At 53.8% G+C, this 21,988-nt stretch carries 16 protein-coding genes; 12 read left to right on the top strand and 4 right to left on the bottom strand.

Going from position 1 to position 21,988, the window contains the following annotated elements:
* Positions 1-79: 79 nt before the first annotated feature.
* On the bottom strand, positions 80-1,168 hold the full coding sequence (locus tag K1V27_RS04205) for a 4Fe-4S dicluster-binding protein (protein WP_258928280.1): 1,089 nt from the start codon (positions 1,166-1,168) through the stop codon (positions 80-82).
* Positions 1,169-1,402: 234 nt separating this feature from the next.
* Here K1V27_RS04205 and mgtE point away from each other — a divergent pair, with 234 nt between their 5' ends.
* The 3 genes from mgtE (at position 1,403) to K1V27_RS04190 (ending at position 6,183) form a co-directional block, all read left to right on the top strand.
* Positions 1,403-2,755, top strand: a complete 1,353-nt coding sequence (gene mgtE / locus K1V27_RS04200) for a magnesium transporter (RefSeq protein ID WP_258928279.1) — start codon at positions 1,403-1,405, stop codon at positions 2,753-2,755.
* 104 nt (positions 2,756-2,859) lie between these two features.
* Complete coding sequence (gene ispG, locus K1V27_RS04195) at positions 2,860-3,942, top strand: flavodoxin-dependent (E)-4-hydroxy-3-methylbut-2-enyl-diphosphate synthase (protein ID WP_258928278.1); 1,083 nt, start codon at positions 2,860-2,862, stop codon at positions 3,940-3,942.
* Between the two features lie 93 nt (positions 3,943-4,035).
* On the top strand, positions 4,036-6,183 hold the full coding sequence (locus K1V27_RS04190) for a RelA/SpoT family protein (RefSeq protein ID WP_258928277.1): 2,148 nt from the start codon (positions 4,036-4,038) through the stop codon (positions 6,181-6,183).
* A 77-nt stretch (positions 6,184-6,260) separates the two neighbouring features.
* On the opposite strand, the gene K1V27_RS04185 is transcribed toward K1V27_RS04190, so the two are convergent.
* Entirely contained in the window at positions 6,261-6,548 is a 288-nt protein-coding gene (locus K1V27_RS04185; RefSeq protein ID WP_258928276.1) for an antibiotic biosynthesis monooxygenase family protein, read from the bottom strand.
* A gap of 457 nt (positions 6,549-7,005) precedes the next feature.
* Here K1V27_RS04185 and K1V27_RS04180 point away from each other — a divergent pair, with 457 nt between their 5' ends.
* From K1V27_RS04180 to K1V27_RS04140, 9 genes are all read left to right on the top strand, one after another.
* Positions 7,006-8,937, top strand: coding sequence for an aconitate hydratase (locus K1V27_RS04180; protein ID WP_258928275.1), 1,932 nt, complete (start codon positions 7,006-7,008; stop codon positions 8,935-8,937).
* Positions 8,938-9,142: 205 nt separating this feature from the next.
* The gene (locus K1V27_RS04175; protein WP_258928274.1) at positions 9,143-10,324 is read left to right on the top strand and encodes a citrate synthase; all 1,182 of its coding nucleotides are present in this window, start codon (positions 9,143-9,145) and stop codon (positions 10,322-10,324) included.
* A 20-nt stretch (positions 10,325-10,344) separates the two neighbouring features.
* Positions 10,345-12,066, top strand: coding sequence for a succinate dehydrogenase flavoprotein subunit (sdhA, locus tag K1V27_RS04170; protein WP_258928273.1), 1,722 nt, complete (start codon positions 10,345-10,347; stop codon positions 12,064-12,066).
* A gap of 1 nt (position 12,067) precedes the next feature.
* Positions 12,068-12,772, top strand: a complete 705-nt coding sequence (locus tag K1V27_RS04165) for a succinate dehydrogenase/fumarate reductase iron-sulfur subunit (protein ID WP_258928272.1) — start codon at positions 12,068-12,070, stop codon at positions 12,770-12,772.
* 10 nt (positions 12,773-12,782) lie between these two features.
* Positions 12,783-14,162, top strand: coding sequence for a class II fumarate hydratase (locus K1V27_RS04160; protein WP_258928271.1), 1,380 nt, complete (start codon positions 12,783-12,785; stop codon positions 14,160-14,162).
* 245 nt (positions 14,163-14,407) lie between these two features.
* Positions 14,408-15,352, top strand: a complete 945-nt coding sequence (locus tag K1V27_RS04155; RefSeq protein ID WP_258928270.1) for a UbiA family prenyltransferase — start codon at positions 14,408-14,410, stop codon at positions 15,350-15,352.
* Between the two features lie 138 nt (positions 15,353-15,490).
* Complete coding sequence (locus tag K1V27_RS04150; RefSeq protein ID WP_258928269.1) at positions 15,491-16,831, top strand: YihY/virulence factor BrkB family protein; 1,341 nt, start codon at positions 15,491-15,493, stop codon at positions 16,829-16,831.
* Positions 16,832-16,912: 81 nt separating this feature from the next.
* A complete protein-coding gene (locus tag K1V27_RS04145) occupies positions 16,913-18,406 on the top strand; it encodes a glycosyltransferase (RefSeq protein WP_258928268.1) in 1,494 nt (497 codons plus the stop codon).
* Between the two features lie 190 nt (positions 18,407-18,596).
* On the top strand, positions 18,597-19,007 hold the full coding sequence (locus K1V27_RS04140) for a hypothetical protein (protein WP_258928267.1): 411 nt from the start codon (positions 18,597-18,599) through the stop codon (positions 19,005-19,007).
* Between the two features lie 108 nt (positions 19,008-19,115).
* Here K1V27_RS04140 and K1V27_RS04135 read toward each other — a convergent pair whose 3' ends face one another.
* Together K1V27_RS04135 and K1V27_RS04130 are read right to left on the bottom strand one after the other, a co-directional pair.
* Positions 19,116-20,018 carry a lysophospholipid acyltransferase family protein gene (locus K1V27_RS04135; protein WP_258928266.1) on the bottom strand — a complete coding sequence of 301 codons (903 nt, stop codon included), beginning with the start codon at positions 20,016-20,018 and terminating at the stop codon, positions 19,116-19,118.
* 20 nt (positions 20,019-20,038) lie between these two features.
* A complete protein-coding gene (locus K1V27_RS04130) occupies positions 20,039-21,799 on the bottom strand; it encodes an FG-GAP-like repeat-containing protein (protein ID WP_258928265.1) in 1,761 nt (586 codons plus the stop codon).
* Positions 21,800-21,988 lie beyond the last annotated feature (189 nt).

Raw genomic sequence — 21,988 nt, 5'->3', positions numbered from 1 at the left:
TGCCCGCAACCGGCCGACGGGCAGGGAGCGCGTGTTTCCCAAGGCCTTCAACGGTATCGAACAAAAATCGTCACGGTCCTCATTGGGTGCCGGATGTTTCTTGCAGTTTTGCCAGGCGTTCCCTGGCAATGCGCGTGTAGGTCTCCATTACATGTCGCGGGGGTTCGCGGCGCATATCCTCAGGTTTTTCCACGAGCTTTATTGCGGTGTCCGGACAAGTGGGTACACAGAGGCCACACCCGATGCATCTTTCCCGGCTGATTACGGCGCTGCCCTGCTGCATCGAAATGGCATCCATTTGGCAACGTTCCAGGCAGGTTTCACAGCCCGCACAGCGTTCCGCATTGACCACGGCGAAGAAGTTGCTTGCAACGAATTCGGCCGGTCTGGGCAATCTCTTGAGATTCTTCAGTATCTGACAGCAGCAGCCGCAACAGGTGCAGATATTCACGGCTTTCTGGGCATTGGATGGTTGCAGCACCAAGCCCGCCTGCTCAGCGCGCTGCAGAATGCGCAGGGCTTCGTCGTGATCGATGGGGCGGCCCAATTGGTTTTCTTCATAGTAAGCGGCACCCGCCCCAAACACCAGACAGCTCTCCAGGGGCTTGTCGCAGCCGTTTCCGGCCATCTGATGCTCTTTGCGGCAGATACAGGGGGCGACCACGATTTTGTCCTGGTCCCTGATGATTTGCCGCGCCGCTTCATAGGGCATGACTGTCTGCTCGACGGCTATGGCGGCGGGAATAGGAATGGTGCGCAGTTGCGGAGTGCGCACATGATAGGCTTGATCAAAGAAATGGGGGATGTATTCATTCATATCCCTGATCAGTTCTGCATCGAGGTCATTCACATGGTATTCCCAGATGCCGATCACGAACTGAGCGGCCATATACCTGGTTTCAGAGCCCTTGCGAAGCCTGAAAATGAGTCCCTTGCGGGCCATTTCCTCGAGTAGCCCGGCGACGTGCTCGGCCGTTTTGGCCGTCCGGGATGCGATGTCCTCAGGGGCTTCCGGCTTCATGGACAGGAAAACGGCCAGAGCGGCTTCCTGCGGTGTGAACAGACGACGCAAAATGCGCATTTCCACTCCCGAAGCAGTGCGCGGAAAACCGGCCGGTAGACGATTCAAATGATCTGCAAGCTTCTCATAGACATCCTTGTATTCCATATGGTGACCTCTTTCCTTTGATGGTTGCAGCCGAGTAACGACCCATTCTGCCTGTTTTCCAGTTTTTTTTCGATTTCCTGAGGCAGTTCTGCCTGTGCCTTTGCATCTCGCAGGTTAGCAACATCCCGGGAAAACATAAAGTCCATTGCATTGAAATGGTTGAGGCGATCTGATAGAAGAAGGACATTTGCTGGATCGACAGGGTTGGGAGCGTATTGCTTTGGGAGCATATCGATGGCTGAAAGGTACGAGATTAATCGACTGCGTGAGTGGATTACGCTGGGAGATCGGGATGCTCTATTGCAGATTTTTACTGACCTTCATCCGGCTGATTCGGCGGAGCTCCTGGCGGGTCTCAGCCCCCAAGAGGTAGCCAAATTTATAGAACTGGTCGGAGTTGCTGACGCGTTGACCGTGTTCGAATTTGTGCCCTTCGAAATCCAAAAGGAGACCCTGCTGCAGCTGCCTCGATCGACCGTGGCGGAGCTCATCAGTTTGATGAGCCCGGACGATCGTGCTGATCTGGTCGAAGAGCTTGATGAGAAGACCCAGGAAAAGCTCCTGGCGCTCATTATCAAAGCCGAGAGGCAGAATATCCTCAAGCTCATTACCTATCCGGAGGACAGTGCCGGCGCGTACATGACGACCGACTATGCATTGCTCCGGCCGGATGCCACCATACGGGCCGCGTTGGATCAGCTCCGTTTTCAGGCGACGACGAAGGAGACCATCTACTATGTTTATGTAGTGGATCAGGCCCGTCGGTTGATCGGTTTTGTGTCACTGCGGGATCTGATCATGGCCCGCCCCGACATCCAGGTGAGAGACATCATGAATCGCAACGTGATTTCCGTACGTTTCGATGAGGATATCGAGGATGTGGCCAAAGAGATGTCTCACTACGATTTTCTCGCCATGCCCGTGGTGGACGCCGATGACCGCCTGATCGGTATCATCACCTACGATGATGTCTTTGACATCATGAACGAGGAAGCGACCGAAGACATGTATCTGCTGGCAAACCTGGACACCGATGAAAAGGTTTTTTCCCCTTTGCCCCGTTCGGTTAAACTGCGTGTTCCCTGGTTACTGGTCAACTTATGCACCGCTCTGGTGGCTTCCTACACGGTCAGCCTTTTTTCCGAAACCATCAGCAGCTTCGTAGTATTGGCGTCCTTGATGCCCATTGTGGCGGGTATCGGCGGTAACGCGGGGACGCAGTCATTGACGGTGGTGGTGAGGGCCTTGGCACTGGGAGAGATCAAAGTTGAGGGGAACTGGCCGGTGTTGTTGAAACAGGTTGGAGTAGGGTTGTTCAGTGGGCTTATTTGTGGACTGGTGCTGGCGGCTATCGCCTATTACTGGCATAAAAATCTGTGGCTTTCGGTGATCTTGTGGATGGCCATGACGTCAAATCTCATCATTGCCGGACTGGTTGGGTCCATGGTGCCGATAGCTCTGCGCAAACTCAAGTTGGATCCGGCGCTGGGATCGAGCATTTTTGTCACCATGGCCACGGATACCGGTGGATTTTTCATATTCTTGGGTCTCTCAACCCTGCTTCTGCATCATCTTGTGGGAGGTTAAGCAACCCGTTTGTTGTGCTTCGTCCGAAATATTTCTGCGCAGTTCGTCAACGGAAGGCGCGACATCATGCATGATCTTTTCTACAGGAATTTCAAGGAGACCATTTGATCGCCGTTAATCAAACACGTGTAACGAAACAGATTCACCTGGGCAATGTCCCCATCGGCGGAGGAGCGCCGGTGGTGGTGCAGTCCATGACCAACACCGATACCCGGGATTGGCAGGCCACAGTAGCGCAGATCATTCGCCTGCAGGAGGTGGGGTGTGAAATGGTGCGGGTTGCAGTGTTGGACCAGCAGGCCGTCCAGCAGCTCTCCAGAATCAAACAGGCCATTGACATTCCGCTCATTGCCGACATCCATTTCGATCATCGTCTGGCACTGGGAGCTCTAGCAGCCGGGGTGGATGGCCTGCGGTTAAACCCGGGCAATATCGGCGGTGGACAAAGTGTGGCCAAGGTGGTTAAGAGCGCCCTGGAAAGGCAGGTACCCATTCGCATCGGCGTCAACAGCGGTTCGGTGGAAAAAGAATTACTGTCCAGATACGGTCGCCCGAGTCCTGAGGCTATGGTGGAAAGTGCACTGCGACACATCAGGATGTTGGAGGATGAAGGATTTGACCTGATCAAGGTTTCGCTCAAGTCATCCGACGTGTTGGACACTATTCGGGCCTATCAATTGCTGGCCGATCGAGTCGACTATCCGCTGCACCTGGGCGTTACGGAAGCCGGAACTCTGGTTGACGGTGCCATCAAGTCGTCCCTCGGCATCGGCGTGCTGCTCTATCAAGGCATCGGGGACACCATTCGAGTCTCCTTAACGCGCCCTCCGGAAGATGAAATTCCTGTAGCTTACAGTATCCTCAGAGCTTTGAAGTTGCGCCGGAGAGGAGTAGAATTGATCAGCTGTCCCACCTGCGGAAGGACTGAATTGGATTTGATTCCGCTGGTCGAGAAGGCGGAGCGGTTACTCAGAAAGGTGCGCAGCCCGTTGAAAGTGGCCATTATGGGATGTGTGGTGAACGGACCGGGTGAGGCGCGCGAGGCCGATGTCGGTATTGCTGGAGGGCGCGGCAAAGGGATTTTGTTTAAAAAAGGGGTACGCACGCAAACCGTAGCGGAGGAAGAGCTGCTTCAAAGGCTGCTGATGGAAGTCCAGGAGATCACTGGAGAGGTGATTATAGATTAAGCCGGAAGAAGTTGATTCGGGCATCCGCACGAAGATTTGCGGCAGCATCCTATGCCATCAAGAAGTTGATTCCTTATTGCGGAAATAGATTCAGTGCGATTCTTCGAGATCATCGATCAAATACTCAGCTATTATCCCAAAGCCGATATATCCTTTATCGAAAAGGCATATGTTTTTGCCGCCAAATTTCACAAAGGGCAAGTCCGGCTCAAGGGTGAACCCTATTTAAACCACCCGCTGGAGGTAGCGAGCATTCTCGCAGGGATGCGCCTGGATGAGGCCAGCATTGCGGCTGGACTGTTGCACGATTGCCTGGAAGAAAAGCTCCTCACTGCGCGTGATTTGGAGGAAGGCTTCGGCCCATCAACGGCTCGAATCGTTGAGGGAGTGACCAAGCTGGGTCAGCTCGACTTCAGCCAGCGGGAAGAGCGGCAAGCGGAATACATGCGCAAAATGGTCCTCACCATGTCGGAGGACATCCGCGTTGTGCTGGTCAAGTTGGCCGATCGACTTCAGGAAATGCGCGGCTTCAGGCGACACCCCTCGATGATGCAGGAGGTGCTGGCTGAAGAGACCCTGCACATCTATGCCCCGCTCGCCGCGCGACTGGGCATCGACTGGATGAAGCAGGAACTGGAAGACCTGAGCTTCCAATGCCTTTATCCGGACGCCTACCGGGAGATCTTTCAGGGCCTTGCCAAGACCGAAGAGGACCGTAAGCGCTATGTGGAAGAAGTCAAGCAGATCATCCTGGCGAAGCTTCGCGAAAATAACTTGACGGGACGTATCAGTGGTCGATCCAAGCACTTATACAGCATTTACCAAAAAATGATGCGGCAAAATCTGGATCTGCAGAAAGTCTATGATGTCATCGCTTTCCGCATCATCGTTGACTCGATTAAGTCCTGCTATGAGACTCTCGGTATCGTGCATTCGGTTTGGGAGCCGGTCGAGGGGCGTTACAAGGACTACATTGTTAAGCCTAAAGCCAACATGTATCAATCGCTGCACACAACGGTCATCGGTCCCTATGGAGAGCGGATGGAGGTCCAGATTCGAACCGAGGAAATGGACATGGTGGCCAACGAAGGCATTGCCGCTCACTGGCTTTACAAGGAGGGGAAACCGACTGCAGGTCAGACGGAGGAAGAGACCCGCCGATTTTCATGGCTGCGTGAGCTGCTCGAATGGAACCGGGAATGGCGCGACCCTAAAGGGATCTTTGAAGCCGTCAAGGTCAACCTGTATCCGGACGAGGTCTATGTATTCACTCCGCAGGGGGAAGTGAAGGCCCTCCCCAAAGGGTCAACGCCCGTCGACTTCGCCTATGAAGTGCACAGCGAAGTGGGCCATCGCTGTGTCGGGGCAAGAGTCAACGGCAAACTGGTGCCTTTGCGCTATGAGCTGCAAAATGGCGACACCATTGAAATTTTGACTGCGGCCAATCATCATCCCAGTAAAGATTGGTTGAAGTTCATCAAGTCGACCAAGGCGCGCAACCGTATTCGCCATTGGATTAAAGCCCAGGAACGGGAGAACAGCATCGCCGTTGGAAGGGAGCTTTGTGAGAAGGAATTCCGTAAGAGGGGACTGAGCTTTAACAATTACATCAATTCCCTGGAACTGCAGGAAGTGGCCAAGAGTTTTTCCCTGCGTAGCATAGACGATCTACTGGCGAGCGTCGGGTACTACAAAGTTTCCGCGGCTCAGGTTTTCGGCAAAATGCCCGTTGCCCTCGTCGAAGAACAGCCAGCCAAAGAAGAGACGATCCCCATCGAAAAACGCAAGCCGAGCAGAAGCGATGAGGGGGTCCGCGTTCGCGGAGTGGATGACGTGCTCATGCGCATGGCTAAATGCTGCAATCCAATTCCCGGGGAGCCCATTGTGGGATTCATCACGCGCGGAAGGGGAATTACCGTTCACAGAGAATCGTGCAAGAACATTGAAGACATCGAACCGGAACGAAAAATAGAGGTGCAGTGGGATTCCGGGGAGGACAATGTGTATCCGGTGGATATCAAGGTGGCATATTTAAATAATAAAGGCATGCTGGCGGCTTTGAGCGGAGTCCTGGGGCAGCTTGACGCCAGTGTTGTGGATGTCCATGTGGAATCCGAGAGCGCCGGATCCAGTGTATGCCGCATGAAAATCGAAGTGCGAGATACCGGGCACCTGCACAGGGTACTGTCAGCCCTGCGGGCGGAAAAAGGGGTGTATTCCGTACAGCGCGGTGCCGATTGAGCACGGCTCCCACTCTCAACCTTCCAGAGGGACGCAGCGCCGACGGGCGGCCTTCAATGAGAATCGCCATAGTCAGGTTAAATATAGCTGTAGATGGCTGTTTTCTCCGGGGCACGCAAGAGTCTGCTGATTTGCTCCTCAATGCGCTTTCGGTCTGAATTGCTTTCCCAGTTTTTCCATTCATCCAAACTGCTCCACGTGCTGATGACCAGGAACTTGTTGGGATCTTCCAGAGCCCGAAGGGTCTCCCCCGATATGTAGCCTTTCACCTGCATTGCCTTGGCTCGCAATTGCAGAAGCAATTGATGGAGCTGCAACTCATGACCCGGTTCAATCTCTCTTTCTATCAGTACGCGAACAGCCATGATCCACCTCCGTGTCTGTTGTCTGGGTCAAATGTCAGAAAGTGCTGTTATTTTAGAAAAATGTAGCACGCCGCTGGCTCTGCGTCAACGAAAATACCCTGTACCCAGGGGCCGGCGTGGTACGACGCGCACCGCCCGGCATTTCAATCACGCCACGGCAAGTGCCAGTGCCGGTCGAATGGGTGCTTCAGGTTACCGCCAAACCCGCCCAAAAGCCCACAACCTGATTGACAGTTTCCCGCAAAGATCTTACGTTCAAACCAGCTCAAAATTAAATAGCCGTTAAGGGTTGCATACAAGCGAGCGTCCTGCAAAACTCAAACAATCGGTTGCCCGGTCGAAATGCAGCCGGCCACGGCGGCAAGAGTTCAGAAAGGCCCGAGAAGCTTGGATTCCGGCAATGGCCGGCAGGACGCGGAAGGACTTTGACAAAGGACCAGATGAGAAGGGGGTTTATTTGGCTAAGAATCTCACGTGCAAGATCCTGCAAGCCCATTTGGTGGAAGGTGAACTGGTGGCTGGTCAGGAGATCGGTATAAAGATAGATCATACACTGTTGCAGGATGCGACGGGAACCATGGCGATGCTCGAATTTGAAACGCTTGGCCTGGATTCAGTTAAGGTTGAGCTTGCAGCACAGTATGTTGACCACAATATCCTCCAGACCGATTTCAAGAATGCGGATGATCACAAGTACCTGCAAACGGCGGCTGCGCGTTACGGCATTTATTTCAGCCCGGCAGGCAATGGTGTGTCTCACCAGGTACATATGGAGCGCTTCGGAGTGCCCGGCAAAATCATTCTTGGCGCCGACAGCCACACGCCGGGTGCGGCAGGTATTTCGATGTTGGGTATCGGGGCGGGAGGCCTCGATATTGCCATGGCCATGGCAGGGCATCCCTATTACATGCCATGCCCCAAAGTGCTGGGTGTTCGGCTCACGGGCGAGCTTCCCGACTGGGTCAGCGCGAAGGACGTCATCCTGGAAATGCTGCGTCGCTACGATGTCAAAGGATGCGTTGGGAAAGTGGTGGAATATTACGGGCCGGGTGTCAGGAGCCTCTCCGCTACGGATCGTGAGACCATCGGCAATATGGGCACCGAGTTGGGGGCCACCAGCTCTATTTTCCCTTCCGACGACAACACCAGGGCCTACTTGAAAGCTCAAGGGCGCGCCGCTTCGTGGATCCCTCTGGCGGCCGACGAGGGTGCGCAATACGACGAGTACACTGAAATTGACCTGTCGACCCTGCAGCCTCTCATTGCGTGCCCTTCATCGCCGGGAAATGTGGTTCCGGTGAGAGAAGTTGCCGGCATTAAGGCGCACCAGGTGATCGTCGGCAGCAGTGTGAATTCTTCTTTCCGAGATCTCATGGTGGTGGCCAAGATTGTTGAAGGGCGTCACCGTCATCCGGAAACCAGTCTGCACGTCAATCCCGGCAGTCGCCAGGTACTGGAAAACGTTGCCGCGCAGGGAGGCCTTATGGCACTGCTGATGGCCGGAGCGCGCATCCACGAGCCGGGGTGCCTGGGGTGCATTGGTATGGGGCAGGCCCCCGGTACGGGTGAAGTCAGCTTACGCACCATGCCGCGTAATTTTCCCGGCCGTTCGGGAACCAAGGGCGACCAGGTCTATCTGTGTTCTCCCGAGACCGTAGCTGCGGCCGCTCTGAAAGGGGTTATCACGGATCCTCGGGATCTGGGCAAGGAAATGCCCTACCCCCGCATCAAAGATCCGGAACAATACCTGATCGATGAGGGTTCCTTCATTGCGCCCTCGCCGCAATCGCGGACAACCGAGGTGATTCGTGGTCCCAATATAAAACCTCTCCCGGATATGGACGAACTTCCCGCTACTCTGGAAGCCGAGGTGGTTCTGAAGGTCAAAGACAACATTTCAACGGATGAGATCATGCCCGCGGGCAACAAGATCCTTCCGTTACGTTCCAATATAGAGGCCATCAGTGAATTTGTTTTCTCCCCTATCGACCCCAATTTTCACAGAGAATGTAAGGAAAGGGGGACGGTTGCCGTTATCGGGGGAGAAAACTATGGCCAGGGATCGAGTCGGGAACATGCTTCCCTGGCTCCTCGGTACCTGGGTGTGAGGGTCAAGATTGCTAAGAGTTTTGCCCGGATACACAAGGCAAACCTGTGCAATTTCGGAATTCTTCCGTTGGTTTTTGAAAATCAGGGAGACTACGACGCCATCCAGAAAGGCTCGAAGCTCGTTCTGCGGGATGTGAAGAAGCGCATCGCGGAGGGTGCCGTCGAAATTCCAGTGGAAGTGGACGGACGGGCAATCACAACACGACTGGAAGTGTCCGATCGCCAGCGCCAGCACCTGCTGGCCGGCGGAGCCTTGAATTATGTGAGGCGTACCTGTTGATGGCTTTGTGTCGAATGGTCCGCATTTCCCAGAGAAGCGCGGGATGATTCACCCGAACGGCCCCGGACCTCTTGCCCAAAGGTGTTCGAGAAAGCGCTCCGTTTGTTCGAGTATCGGCTGTCTTGTTGTTGTTTGGTGGTGATCGTGATGCCGTGGTTATGTGACAATTCAGGGTATATCACGAGAATAGACTGGAGGACGGAAAATGGCGGAAGAGGTGCGCATTAAGAATACCGGACTGCGCGGAGTGGCTGTCGCGGACACCAAGATCAGCTTCATTGACGGTGAAAAGGGCATTCTATTATACCGCGGATTTCGCATTGAGGATTTGGCTCAAAAGTCATCTTTTGTCGAAACGGCGTATTTGCTGCTCAATGGTTCGCTGCCCGATGAGAAGCAGCTTGCGGAGTTCAGCGCAGAGCTCGTGAAAGCGAGGCGGTTGCCTGATTTTATTAACGAGAGCTACAAGCGTTGGCCCGCGCAAGCGGATCCCATGGATGTGCTGCAGGCTTCCGTTCCCCTGTTGGCTATGGCGGATGAAGAGCTCGAGGATGAATCCAGGGAGGCTAACGTTCGCAAAGCGATTCGCCTCATCGCGCGCATACCCGCTCTGGTGGCTGCCTGGCACCGTATCAGAAACGGCCTGGAGCCTGTGGCGCCCGATGACAAACTTTCGCATGCAGAAAATTTCCTCTGGCAGTTGCTCGGTCACAAGCCCGCTCCGGAATTCGCTCGGGAGCTGGATATATGCCTGCTGCTGCATGCCGACCATACCTTCAACGCTTCCACCTTTGCCTGTCGTGAAGTGGTTTCCACCAGGGCGCATATGTATGCCGGTGTTGCTGCGGGCGTGGGTGCCCTGTCGGGAAGTTTGCACGGCGGCGCCAATGCGCGAGTGGTGAAGATGATCCAGGACATTGCCGGAGAGCGGGATTTGGCGGGCTGGATCAGGAATCGTATCGACCAGGGTGAACGAATCATGGGTATGGGGCATGCTGTTTACAAGACCACTGATCCGAGAGCCGTCATATTGAAGCAAACCTCTGAGAAGCTTGGGAAGAAAGCCGGCAACGAAAGTTGGTTCAAACTTTTGACCCAAATCGAGGCATTGGCCGTAAAGGAGTTCGAAGCCAGAGGCAAGCCCACCATTAAGCCGAACGTGGACTTCTACAGCGGTTCAGTGTATCACATGCTGAACATCCCCAACGATTTGATGACGCCCATGTTTGCCATAGCGAGAATCACCGGCTGGTGCTCCCATATTATCGAAGAAAAATTCGCCGAAGCTCAGGGCAAGCCAGCCTTGTACCGCCCCAAGGCGGAGTATGTGGGCGACTATTGCGGTCCCGTTGGCTGCGAGTATCGACCACCGGAAGCCAGAAAATAACGACGGAAGGATACGCGCCGATGGCTTTCAAATTTGACGTTGTCATTGTGGGGTCCGGTTTGGCCGGGCTGAGAGCGGCTATTGAAATGGCCGACCAGGGGAAAGTGGCCCTGATCAGCAAGGTATACCCGACCAGGTCGCATTCCGGCGCTGCTCAGGGGGGCGTTGCTGCAGCCTTGGGAAATGAAGAGGAAGATTCCTGGGAATGGCATATGTACGACACCGTTAAGGGTGGTGACTACCTGACCGATCAAGACGTTGCAGAAATCCTTGCCCAGGATGCTCCACGCGCCGTTTACGAATTGGAGCACATGGGGGTGCCTTTCAATCGAACGGCCCGGGGCAAGATAGCTCAGCGTGCCTTCGGCGGCCATACCAGCCACTTTGGAAAACATTCGGTCAAGCGGGCCTGTTATGCTTCCGACCATACGGGCCGCGTGATTCTCGACACTTTGTATGCACAGGCGGTGCAGCAGGGGGTGAAGGTTTTCCCCGAGTTTCAAATGTTGGACCTGGTACTCGAGAACAAGAAACTGGCAGGGCTCGTCGCTTATGAACTGGCAACCGGTGCGGTCCACTTTTTCCAAAGCCGGGTGGTGCTGCTGGCCACCGGCGGATTTGGCAAAATCTTCAAGACCACCTCCAACTGTTTTGCCAATACCGGCGACGGGGTTTATTTCGCGTACCGTCGGGGAGTGCCCCTCGAGGACATGGAATTTGTTCAGTTTCATCCCACCGGCATCTATGGTTTGGGAGTGCTGATCAGCGAAGCGGCTCGAGGAGAAGGAGGGATACTAAAAAATTCCACGGGGGAGCGGTTCATGGCAAAGTACGCTCCCACCATCAAGGATTTGGCCCCAAGAGATATGGTCGCCCGGGCGATCCTCGAGGAAATCAAACAGGGTCGTGGAATAAACGGCAAAGATTATGTGCATCTGGACCTGACCCATCTCGGGGCGGACGTCTTGGCGGATAAACTCAATGAGATCACCTCATTTGCCAAAATTTATCTGGGGGTTGATGCGGCAAAGCAGCCCATCCCGGTGCACCCAACCTGCCATTATATGATGGGAGGCATTCCGGTCAATGTCGATGGTCAGGTGCTGGATAAAAACCACCAAGTGATCCCGGGCTTGTTTGCCGCCGGCGAATGTTCCTGTTTGTCGGTGCACGGGGCCAATCGGCTGGGGTGCAATTCACTGCTCGATCTGGTCATTTTTGGGCGTCGTTCGGGAATGCAGATTAAGCGGGATATGGCAGAGTTGCCCTGGAATGATCCCGGCGCCGGACCGGGCAAGGCAATGGAAGCAAAGATTCAGGAGCTGAAAGACAGGAGGAAGGGTGAAAAAGCGGGAGAGCTCAGGCAGGAGTTGCAGACGACCATGATGAGGCACTGTGCCTCCTTCCGGAATGCGGAGGAGCTTTCGCAGGCTCTGAGCACCATTGAATCGTTGCAGGAACGCTACCGGCAAGTGACCATCGACAACAAGAGTCCCAGGTTCAATTCGGATCTGTTGGAGGCACTCGAACTGGAATGCCTGTTGAGCTTGTCCGAAGCCGTCGTGGTTTCGGCGAAGGCCAGAGAGGAGAGTCGCGGAGCGCATTACCGGGAGGATTTTCCCGACCGTGACGATGACAACTTCCTGCAGCACACGCTTGTCCAGATGACGCAACAAGGACCTCGCGTGTTCTACAAACCGGTGACCATCACGCGATTCGAACCTAAACCGAGGACTTATTGATATGGAGCTGCATTTTAAGATTTATCGATATGATCCACAGGTCGATAAGGGCCCGTATTGGAAACATTATAAAGTGGCGGCGGAACCGGAAGAGCGCATCCTGGACTGCTTGAATCGGATCAAATGGGAACAGGACGGAACTCTCGCTTACAGGCTGTCGTGCGGTCACGGAGTGTGTGGTTCGGATGGCATGAGGATCAATGGAACTTGCGGGCTGGCCTGCCAGAAACTGGTGCAGGACTATCAATGCCCGGAGATCGTGTTGGAGCCCCTGCCGGTATTCAAAGTGCGCAAGGATTTGATTGTGGATATGGATTCCTTTCTGGAAGGTATCCATGCGGTCAAGCCGTACTTGATCTCTTCACACCGTGGGGATAAAGAGATTCCTCAGACTGTGGAAGAGAGGAAAAAGGTCGATGCTGTCATTCGGTGTATCATGTGCGCCTGCTGTACCGCTTCCTGTCCAGTGATGCACTACAACAACAAATATATTGGACCTGCCGCCCTGGTTTGGGCATATCGCTACATTTTCGATTCACGTGACGAACACGTTGCGGAACGGTTGCGGCAGGTGGATGACCCCAACGGGGCGCACGCCTGTGTCAATCATTTTGAGTGCACCCGGGTCTGCCCAAAAGGGATTCCCGTCACCAAATCCATCAACCTCACGAAAAAGCTCATCCGGGACACCTTCCACAAAGACTAGGCTTCGACCCATGAAAATGCGACAGGAGCAGGATTCCTTTGGACTCGTGTCGGTGCCTGAAAGCGCCTACTATGGGGCGCAGACCCAGCGGGCGGCGGAAAATTTTCCGGTCAGCGGACTCCGGTTTCCTTCTCCCTTTATCATGGCTCTGGGCCTGATCAAAAAGTGTGCGGCGAAGGCCAACCTGCAGCTTGAGCTGCTTGACCGCATGCGGGCTGAGGCCATCTGCCAGGCTGCTCAGGAGGTTGTGGAGGGGAAATTGGACGATCAATTTATAGTGGATGTCTTCCAAACCGGATCGGGCACTTCCACCAACATGAATGCCAATGAAGTCATTGCAGGCCGCGCCAATGAAATTGTGACGGGCAGGAGAGGCGGCCGCTCGCCGGTTCACCCCAACGATCATGTCAATCTGGGACAGTCGAGCAATGATGTCATTCCCTCGGCCATTCACATCGCTGCACTGTTGGAAACGCAGGATCGGCTGATCCCGGCGCTGAACAGGCTGAGACAGGATCTACATGAAAAATCCTTGGAATTCTCGGATATTATCAAAATCGGGAGAACCCATCTGCAGGATGCCGTACCGATTACCCTGGGTCAGGAGTTCAGCGGCTATTGCCGCCAGGTGACCTTGGCGACGGACCGCTTGCAGTCAACCAAACAAAGGCTTGCCGAATTGGCTCTGGGCGGCACCGCGGTCGGCACCGGTCTGAATGCCCATCCGCAATTTGCTGCCACGACCATTGATCTCATCAATGCGGAAACTCGCTGTTCTTTTCGTGAGGCGGTAAACCACTTTGAAGCGCAGGCGGCCCAGGACGCATCGGTTGAAATCAGTGGCGCCCTAAAAACTGCCGCTGTGAGCCTGAGCAAGATTGCCAACGATATTCGTTGGCTGGCATCGGGTCCTCGATGCGGGCTTGGTGAGATCAATCTGCCATCGCTGCAGCCCGGTTCCTCCATCATGCCGGGCAAAGTCAATCCCGTGATCCCTGAGGCCGCCATGCAGGTAGCTGCACAGATCATCGGCAATGATGCGGTCATTACCCTGGCGGGGCAGGGGGGTTACTTCGAACTGAATCTAATGCTCCCGGTGATTGCTCACAATCTCTTGCAATCCATCCGTTTGCTGACCTCGGCTGCCGCGCTCCTGTCGGGAAAATGCATAACGGGCATTACCGCCAACCGGGAGAAGTGTGCCGCCAATGTGGAACAGAGCTTGGCCCTGGCTACTTTTCTTGTGCCCATAATAGGATACGACAAGGCGGCCGAGGTCGCCAAGGAAGCTCACGCCAAAAATAAGACGATCAGACAGGTTGTCCTGGAACAACACTTTATGTCTGAACAGGAATTTGATAAGTTAATCACCGAACTTCATTCCTCCTGATTGAGCAGGTGCTGAGTCTTGGTGCATTCCGCACGGGCGCTGAGCCGGCTTCAGCAACCTGGATCCAGGTTGCTGCTCAGGAGGCGGCCCGAGCATGTCTGCTCAACGTCATGCCGGTCAACGTCGGAACCGCTAAGCCGGCTCATTCCCGGATTCCCGGCGCCGGGGCGGTACTGCCCCGAAAGGACGTAACGACCACATCTGCAGATAAACTCCCGGAGCTTTAATTCGGAGGGAATAGACTGTTGAACACCTCATCGGTTTTGAATCGCTCTACCCTGTCCAGGCTGAAGCTCTTCTGGGCTCTTTCCCGCATGACTCACGGTTTTCTCGATATGGCGACCCCGGCGGCGGCGGCATTGCTGTGCCTGGGCGGCATACCCTCTGCCCGGGTGATTTTTCTGGGTTTTGTCACGGCTTTCGCCGGCTACACTGCGGTCTATGCACTCAATGATGTGGTGGATTACCGGGTTGACAAGGAAAAAATCAAGTCGGGCAAACTGCGTCATGCCGCCGGTGATCTGGACGCAGTCTACGTGCGCCATCCCATGGCGCAGGGACTGCTCAGTTACAGGGAAGGCATTGCGTGGTCGCTGAGTTGGGCGCTTATCGCCTTGGCGGGAGCTTATGCACTCAATCCGCTATGCGCACTCATCTTTGTCCTGGGGTCCTTATTGGAAATCATCTATTGCCTGCTGCTTAAGATCACTCACCTGCGCACTTATGTCAGTGGCGCGGTGAAAACCTCAGGGGCCATGGCTGCTGTCTTTGCTGTGGACCCCGATCCGTCCTGGGTTTTTTTGCTGTTTCTGTTTCTATGGCTGTTCTCCTGGGAAATCGGTGGGCAAAACATACCCAACGATTGGACCGACCTGGAAGAAGATATGGAGTTGCGGGCCAAAACCATTCCTGTGCGCTTCGGCAGCGACAAATCGTTGCAGATCATCCTGATCAGTTTGACCGTTGCTGTGGTGCTGAGCCTGGCCCTCTATTGGGCGACGCCGGCGCAACTGCATCCCGTTTACCTCTTTGGGGCTCTGCTTGCAGGCCTGGTACTGCTGCTGATTCCGGCTTACAGCCTCTATACCGGGAGAACATCACTGCTTGCTTCAGCCCTTTTCAATCGATCCAGCTATTACCCTGTCACCATGCTGCTCGTTGTTCTGCTGAGCTCACTGGCGGGCAGATAGGCGAATTGCGGTCAAATGCTTGGACCACAAGAGTGAGGAGATCATCATGACAGTCAGCCAGGAGCGCGCGTCTTCGGTCGTCAATGCCCGCTTCGAGAGTGTGTCTGAAGCTTCCGATAATCCAATCAGGTATCTGCAATGATTTCGAAATTACTTCGGTTCGTCAAGCAGGACGTCTGGAGGATGCGCCTCGGTGAGCTGAAAGGAAAACAATTCTATTTCGTCAAGGCAGCGCGGATAGTGGTCTTATCCTTTCGTGAATTCAGCAATGACATCGCTTCATTGAGAGCTTCTGCCCTGACCTTCTACACCCTCCTTTCAATTATCCCTTTTTTTGCCCTGGCGTTTGGTATTGCCAAAGGTTTCGGCCTGGAAAATCTCATTGAACATCAGATCATGATCCAGCTCGAGGGCCAGGAAGAAGTGGCCAAATGGATCATCAGCTTTGCCTATTCTTTTCTCGAAAATACTCAGGGAGGGGTCATAGCCGGGATCGGCGTCGTGGTGCTCTTTTGGACGGTCATAAAGGTATTGAACAACATAGAAAACTCCTTCAACGCCATATGGAAAACCGACAACCAAAGGAGCATTATCAGAAAAATAACCGACTATCTCTCCATCATGTTGATCGCACCCATACTTTTTGTGGTGGCCAGCAGCATGACCGTTTTTATTGCCAGGGAAGTCAACACGGTGATAGGTAGGGTTTCCATACTGAGTCAATTTGGCTTTGTCATTCAATTCAGCCTCAGGCTGCTCCCCTATGTCATGACCTGGCTGCTGTTTTGCTTTATCTACATGGTCATGCCCAATACCAGGGTGAGCCTTGCGGCAGGAATGCTGGCCGGAATCATCGCAGGCACTTTCTACCAGGCGTTTCAGTACGTCTATATTAATTTCCAGATTGGAGTTTCCAAGTACAATGCCATTTATGGAAGCTTCGCGGCGTTGCCGTTATTCCTGGTCTGGCTTCAGACAAGCTGGCTCATTCTGCTCTATGGCGCGGAAGTTTCCTACGCCTATCAAAATGTGGAAGCATACGAGTTCGAACCGGATTGTGCCAACCTGAGCTATGCACAGAGAAAGCTGATGCTTTTGAGCTTAGCGACGCTCATAGCAAAAAGATTTGATTGTGGAGGCAGCAGTTGCTCGGCCGCGAAAATGTCTGAGGAACTGGATATTCCAATAATTCTGGTACACCGGTTGGTGCAGGAACTGCTCGATTCGGGTGTCGTCTCCGAGACCACAATGCACAGCAATGGTCAATCATCCAGGAATGATTCGGCCGGCTGCTATCAGCCCGCCTTTGATATCGCCAAGATGACCATAAGCCGGGTTGTGCGTATGTGGGAAGAACACGGCAGACACGAAGTGGAATTCGGCAATTCAGAGCAGGTACAGAAAATTTCAGAAAAAATGCAGGATCTTTTTGCTCTGATCGAAAAATCTCCAGAGAACAGTCTGCTGAAAAACATCTGAGGCCGGCTCATCGGGGGTATCCGGACTGGATCACATAAGCCGGGTGCATGCTATGGGTGCCGGAGGGGAAACGCGTCATACATGATGACAGGCAACCATGACCTGGCAGGATTTGTGACTCCCTGCAATCGATCGATCAACATCCTGGAGGAATTCTTTGAGCACGTTGATAGCGGGGCTCTTTTTGCCTGCAGGCAGGAGGAATTCCATCGCAAGCTTCGCCACGACCTGCGTTCGGCACTGGTCAGGCTACTGATTTGGGAGCGACCGGGGCTGGAGGCATCCAGGGGCCTGAGCTGGCCTTATCAGGGGTTCGCAGAGCGGTATCGTGTATTCTGCGATCGGGCTGTGCAATCGGCCGACCCTTTCGGGGGAAAACAGGCACTGTTGTTCCTGGCGCTGCTTCCCTTTCCGCAACAGTGGAAGTGGCTGCTGAAAGCCGAACGGCTGCTTCGTGACGATCCCGAGATGAGTGCATTTTTGGCCGAGGAACGGCATCAAGTGGTGCGCAAAATAGCGGGGAAGCCTCAGCGAACCTACAAATTGCGTCATTTCTGCCAGGTATTAAAAAAGCCGGAAGCGGGTGCAAAGGGAGTGCTGAGGATATTTTCTCTGCCGTATTTATTCGTCTTTGAGATGCAGCTGCTGAAGACGCTGAGCAGGAGGTACGTGTTGTATGTGGAGCCGCCCATGGGAGTTGTCTTCCGCCATGCCTGGTGGCGCTATTTTTCTAATCTGGAAGATCCCTGCATCCTGGGAGTCGGTTCACGCGAAGACCGCAAGTTTTGTCGAACGCAGGCGGGCGTGGAGGTTGTACCGCTGGCTCACGGGGATTACATGGAGGATTTGGATGGGCGGGAATGGCCACTGGACGGAGTGCCGAAGGAGTATGATGTTGTTTTCAATGCAACCTTTGATGATATGCCGCGCAAGCGTCATCAAAAGATGCTCGAGCTGCTGCGCCATCCGCTGTTGCAAGACACTCGAGCGCTGTTTCTTGGGAGAGGCGAAAAAATGCATGTGAGGCAGTTTGCCCGGAGTGTGTCCGAGCTGGGGCTGGCTTCCCGAGTGACTCTCAAGGCCAATCTAATGCGCTCCGAAATCCCGGCACAATTGGCTCTTTGCAGGATTGGCGTCCATCTGTCCCTGTATGAAAACGCCTGCCGCAGTATCTATGAGTTTTTTCGCTCTGGTCTGCCTTGCGTTATTCCCTCTTCCATGGGGGGAATGAATCTGTCTCTGTTCCAGGGGGATACAGGATTGGCGGTGCTGGAAGAGGATCTGCCGCATGCAATTGCCTTCACACTAAACAATCGGCGACAATTCAAGCCGCGTCAATGGTTTTTGAATAATTCCGGAAGTCGGCATTCCAGTGCCAGGTTGAACCTGCTCCTGAAGAAAATTTTCAGTACATGGGGCTACGCGTGGCGGCAGGATATCGTTCCTTTGGGCAGCAGCGGAGCGAGCCGCTATGTCCACACGTCTGATTATGAGAAATTTCGCTCTGAATTCGAGTGGATTTTGCAGGCTTTCAAGGTAGTGAGCCACAGGGAACTGGTATTTTCTTTAGAATGATGCCCTCCTCCCAATAGGACGTGGAAATCCAGCCTCCCCATTGCTGACGGTTGTTTTTTGATCAGGCGAAAATTCGTTTGCTGCAAAACTTCAGCGCTTCGTATAATCTTGTAGCGATCAGTGGGCTGGCTGTGCTATACCATGACAACACCAGCAGAGTCGAAATCAATTCTAGCAAAAGGAGGCAATGATGAAGCGCAAAGCAAGTTATCGTTTGATGGTTACCCGTCGGGAAATGCTCTACGTCCACGATGAATTCGATCATTCTCTCATGTTGGTTGAAATGGAAGGAGAGCCCATTGAATATCAGGCTGGGGTCGCCGGTGATTTTGTGGCCCGGCGCAGCGTGACCTATCATGATCGCACCAAGGGTTCCGGCAAGATGGAAGGCTACGCCACCACCATCTTTCAGGATGGCGCGATTTGCAGCAAGTTTGAAGGTCATCGGGACGGAGCAACCAAGCTCACCAAGGGCACCTGGAAGGTCTATAAAGGCATGGGTAAATTGAGCTCCATCACGGGAAGCGGCGAATTTACGGTGAAATCAGGTGAGAAGGACAGAGAATACATTCTTGATATCACCGGTGACTATGAGCTTTAATCGTTTCTTGCTATAGGCAGCAGTCGCGATCACAATCGGTGGTGTGGGTGCAAGCTCATCCGCCCCACCGACAGACCAGCCTATCTCCCTCCTCAGCTCCAAATTCCCTCAGACCTCTGTGAAATGGTGTACATGGCGTTTGAAGCGCCGATGAATCCAGTACCATTGAGCAGGGTCCCTGCGTATTTGCTGTTCAATGGAGCGGTTGAACAAGGTAGTGGCTTGATAAACTCGATCTTTCACAGGACCTTTTGTGGGAATTTCGATAGCCGGCCCGATTTCAACCGCATATTTGCCATCGGTGCGGCGCTGAATGAACACGGGGTGAACGGGTGAACCGCTTTTGACGGCCAGAGACGCGAGGCCTCGGTGGGTCAGCACATAGACTCCGAAAAAAGGCGCGTAGATGCCCTCGCCGCGACTCGCCGCCTGGTCAAGCAGAATGCCGACCATTTCATTGTTCTGCAGGGCCTTGAAAACGGTTTTGGTGACTCTTTTCTTGTCGATGATTCGATTGCCGGATCTTTCCCGCAGGTATACCAGCACCTTGTTCAACCAGGGTGAGCTCAGCGGGCGCACGATCACGTTGAGTCGATTGCTGATGTAGAAGGGTGTAAGATAGGCCAGCCACTCCCAGTTGCCAAGGTGACCGGTGAGGAGAAAAAGGCCGTTGCCTTTACCGAGGGACTCCTCAAGCAACTCCAGTCCGCTGACCGACACAAAGCGATGGGCGTTCTCGTTATTGAGTCGCCCGACGTACAGAGTTTCCAAAAAGACTGTGGCAAGGTGGATAAAATTCGCTCTGGCGAGTGCTCTGATCTCCTGTTCCGATGCATGTCCAAGAGCGAGGCGTATGTTGGATTCGGCCACTCTGCGGTGCCTGCCATCCAGCTTGTACCACAACGATCCGCCCCACCTTGCCGCCCGGTGAAAAAAATGGGGAGGCAGGCCTCCCCAGAGCTTTAAAAATGTTTCTATGACTGGGTTAATGGAATTGTTGCGGGATGCCACGGCGCTGATCACTGCGCTGATCACTGCGCTTTGGCGGTTTTTGGTCTGGCAACATTCAGGTCATAACTGAAAATGGTGCTCTTGGATTCCCAGAGCTTCAGAAAGTCCTTCGCCATGATCAATGAGGCGATCAGCTCAGGGGTTCCGTCGCCGTTTAGATCGCCTTCCCGAATCGAGGTCACCATGCCGCCGAGCTCACGCGTTTTCCAGTTTTCCACCATGCCCATTTGATCCCAGGAAAAAGAGACGATTTCTCCACTCTCATAGAATTTCAACTGGGAAGGTAGGAATCTTCCGTAATCGGGACTGCGGTTGACAACGATTTCTGGAATGTTGTCGCTGTTGAGATCCATAACCACGATGGGAGATGGAAGGAAGAAATAGTCTATCTGGTTGAAGCTGATATCAGTGACTTTTCCCGAAAAGCCATTGCTGGTGGCGGCGAATCGCTGCCTGCTCTTCCACATTTGGTTGCCGGCGGAGTCTAACACATAGAAGCGGTTATCCTGGTCGACGACCATATATTCGACGGAGTTATCATTGTTGATATCGGCCACGGCAAAATTGAAGACATTGCAGCGGCTGGGAATCGAAGCACGTCCTGCGGTAGCCAGCTTTCCGCCTTTCAGCTGCATCTCATAGACATCGGGATCGAGGGTCTTGGAGGTCTGGACCGTTAAGGCGTTGGGTACGTTGTGACCCATGCGTTGGCCGAGTAATACTTTGCCTCGCTTAGGGAAGGTCACTGCATTCAACAAATAAGGCTCGTCGCTGAAAAGCACCTGCAATTTGCCGCCGGTCATTGTCAGACCCAGGGAGACCGGTATCCAAACGACATCTCGGCCGTAGGATACGCGGCTGCTGGTGTTCCCCTTGGGATCGTTGCGCCGCAACAGTTTGGTGACATAAATCTCGTCTATTCCGTCTCTGTTGGTATCGGCCAAAGCCACCCATATGAATTGATCCATGTTGGTTCCGTTGAAGGAGGCAATGGTTCTTAAGGCCTGCCCTTCTCGCCGGTGCACGGTCACGCGGTTGTAGCTGGCCGTCACGATTTCCTGATGACCGTCTCCATCCAGGTCGCCGACATCCATCCCGACAATCCCCTCGCGAAAAGTCTGACTCCTCCACAATCCGCTGTTGTGGAGGGAATCCTCAGGAGTCACCTCGATGAAGTTGGGATTGAGATAGGAAATGCGGTCGTTCTTTATCATGCTGTCGGGCACCAGCAATTCCGGATTGCTGGTCGGAGAAACCTCACCGGCGGCAGGGGCCTGAGCATATTCCCCCGAGCGCCCGAATACCTTCTGGTTGATTTGCTGGGCAAACATGTTGATCTGCGGGATAACGCCATCGAGATTGGTCTGAGTAGCGAGTGTCATGGGCTCGGTTTTTTCAGCGAGCGGTGTCATTTTGGCATCGATACTGACATTCTGACCAATGGCCGTCAAGCTTCCAAACAGAACGTAATCGGCTCCCAGGGATCGGCCAATGCTTGCAGCTTCGGCGGAAGACAGATCGTCCTTAGTTCCCTTGAGAGCCTGCTGTGCGGCGGCCTTATCGATGATCTGGACCTTGCCTTGCTGAGCCAGCCGGGACGCGAGCATGTCGCGGATACCGTCCTGCAGGTAGTTCAGGTCGGCCGGGGCATGCATGCTGAAGGGAAGGATGGCGATTTTAACCGGCGTTTGTGCGCTGCTCTGAACAGGGGAAAATGCGCCGAAGAACGTCACAACCAGGGCCAAAATGAAAAACTTTTTAACAAAGGGTAATTTCCTCATCGAGATTGTCTCCCTCAATCCTCACGGACTCGTGAGGTTTTTGTTGCATGTAAAAATCAATTTCATTATGCTGATCAAGCATACTAAATTTACCGTTGCTTGCAAATGGCAAAATAATGTGATCGAGGCACGCCACTGCACGTAGAACCAGGCCGGATTATTGCGGACGGATAAAAAGATGAACAATCA

Origin of the sequence: Desulfoferrobacter suflitae, assembly GCF_022603395.1 — a bacterium.
GTDB classification, from domain to species: domain Bacteria; phylum Desulfobacterota; class Syntrophobacteria; order Syntrophobacterales; family Syntrophobacteraceae; genus Desulfoferrobacter; species Desulfoferrobacter suflitae.
This window is presented reverse-complemented; position numbering and strand designations above follow the sequence as displayed.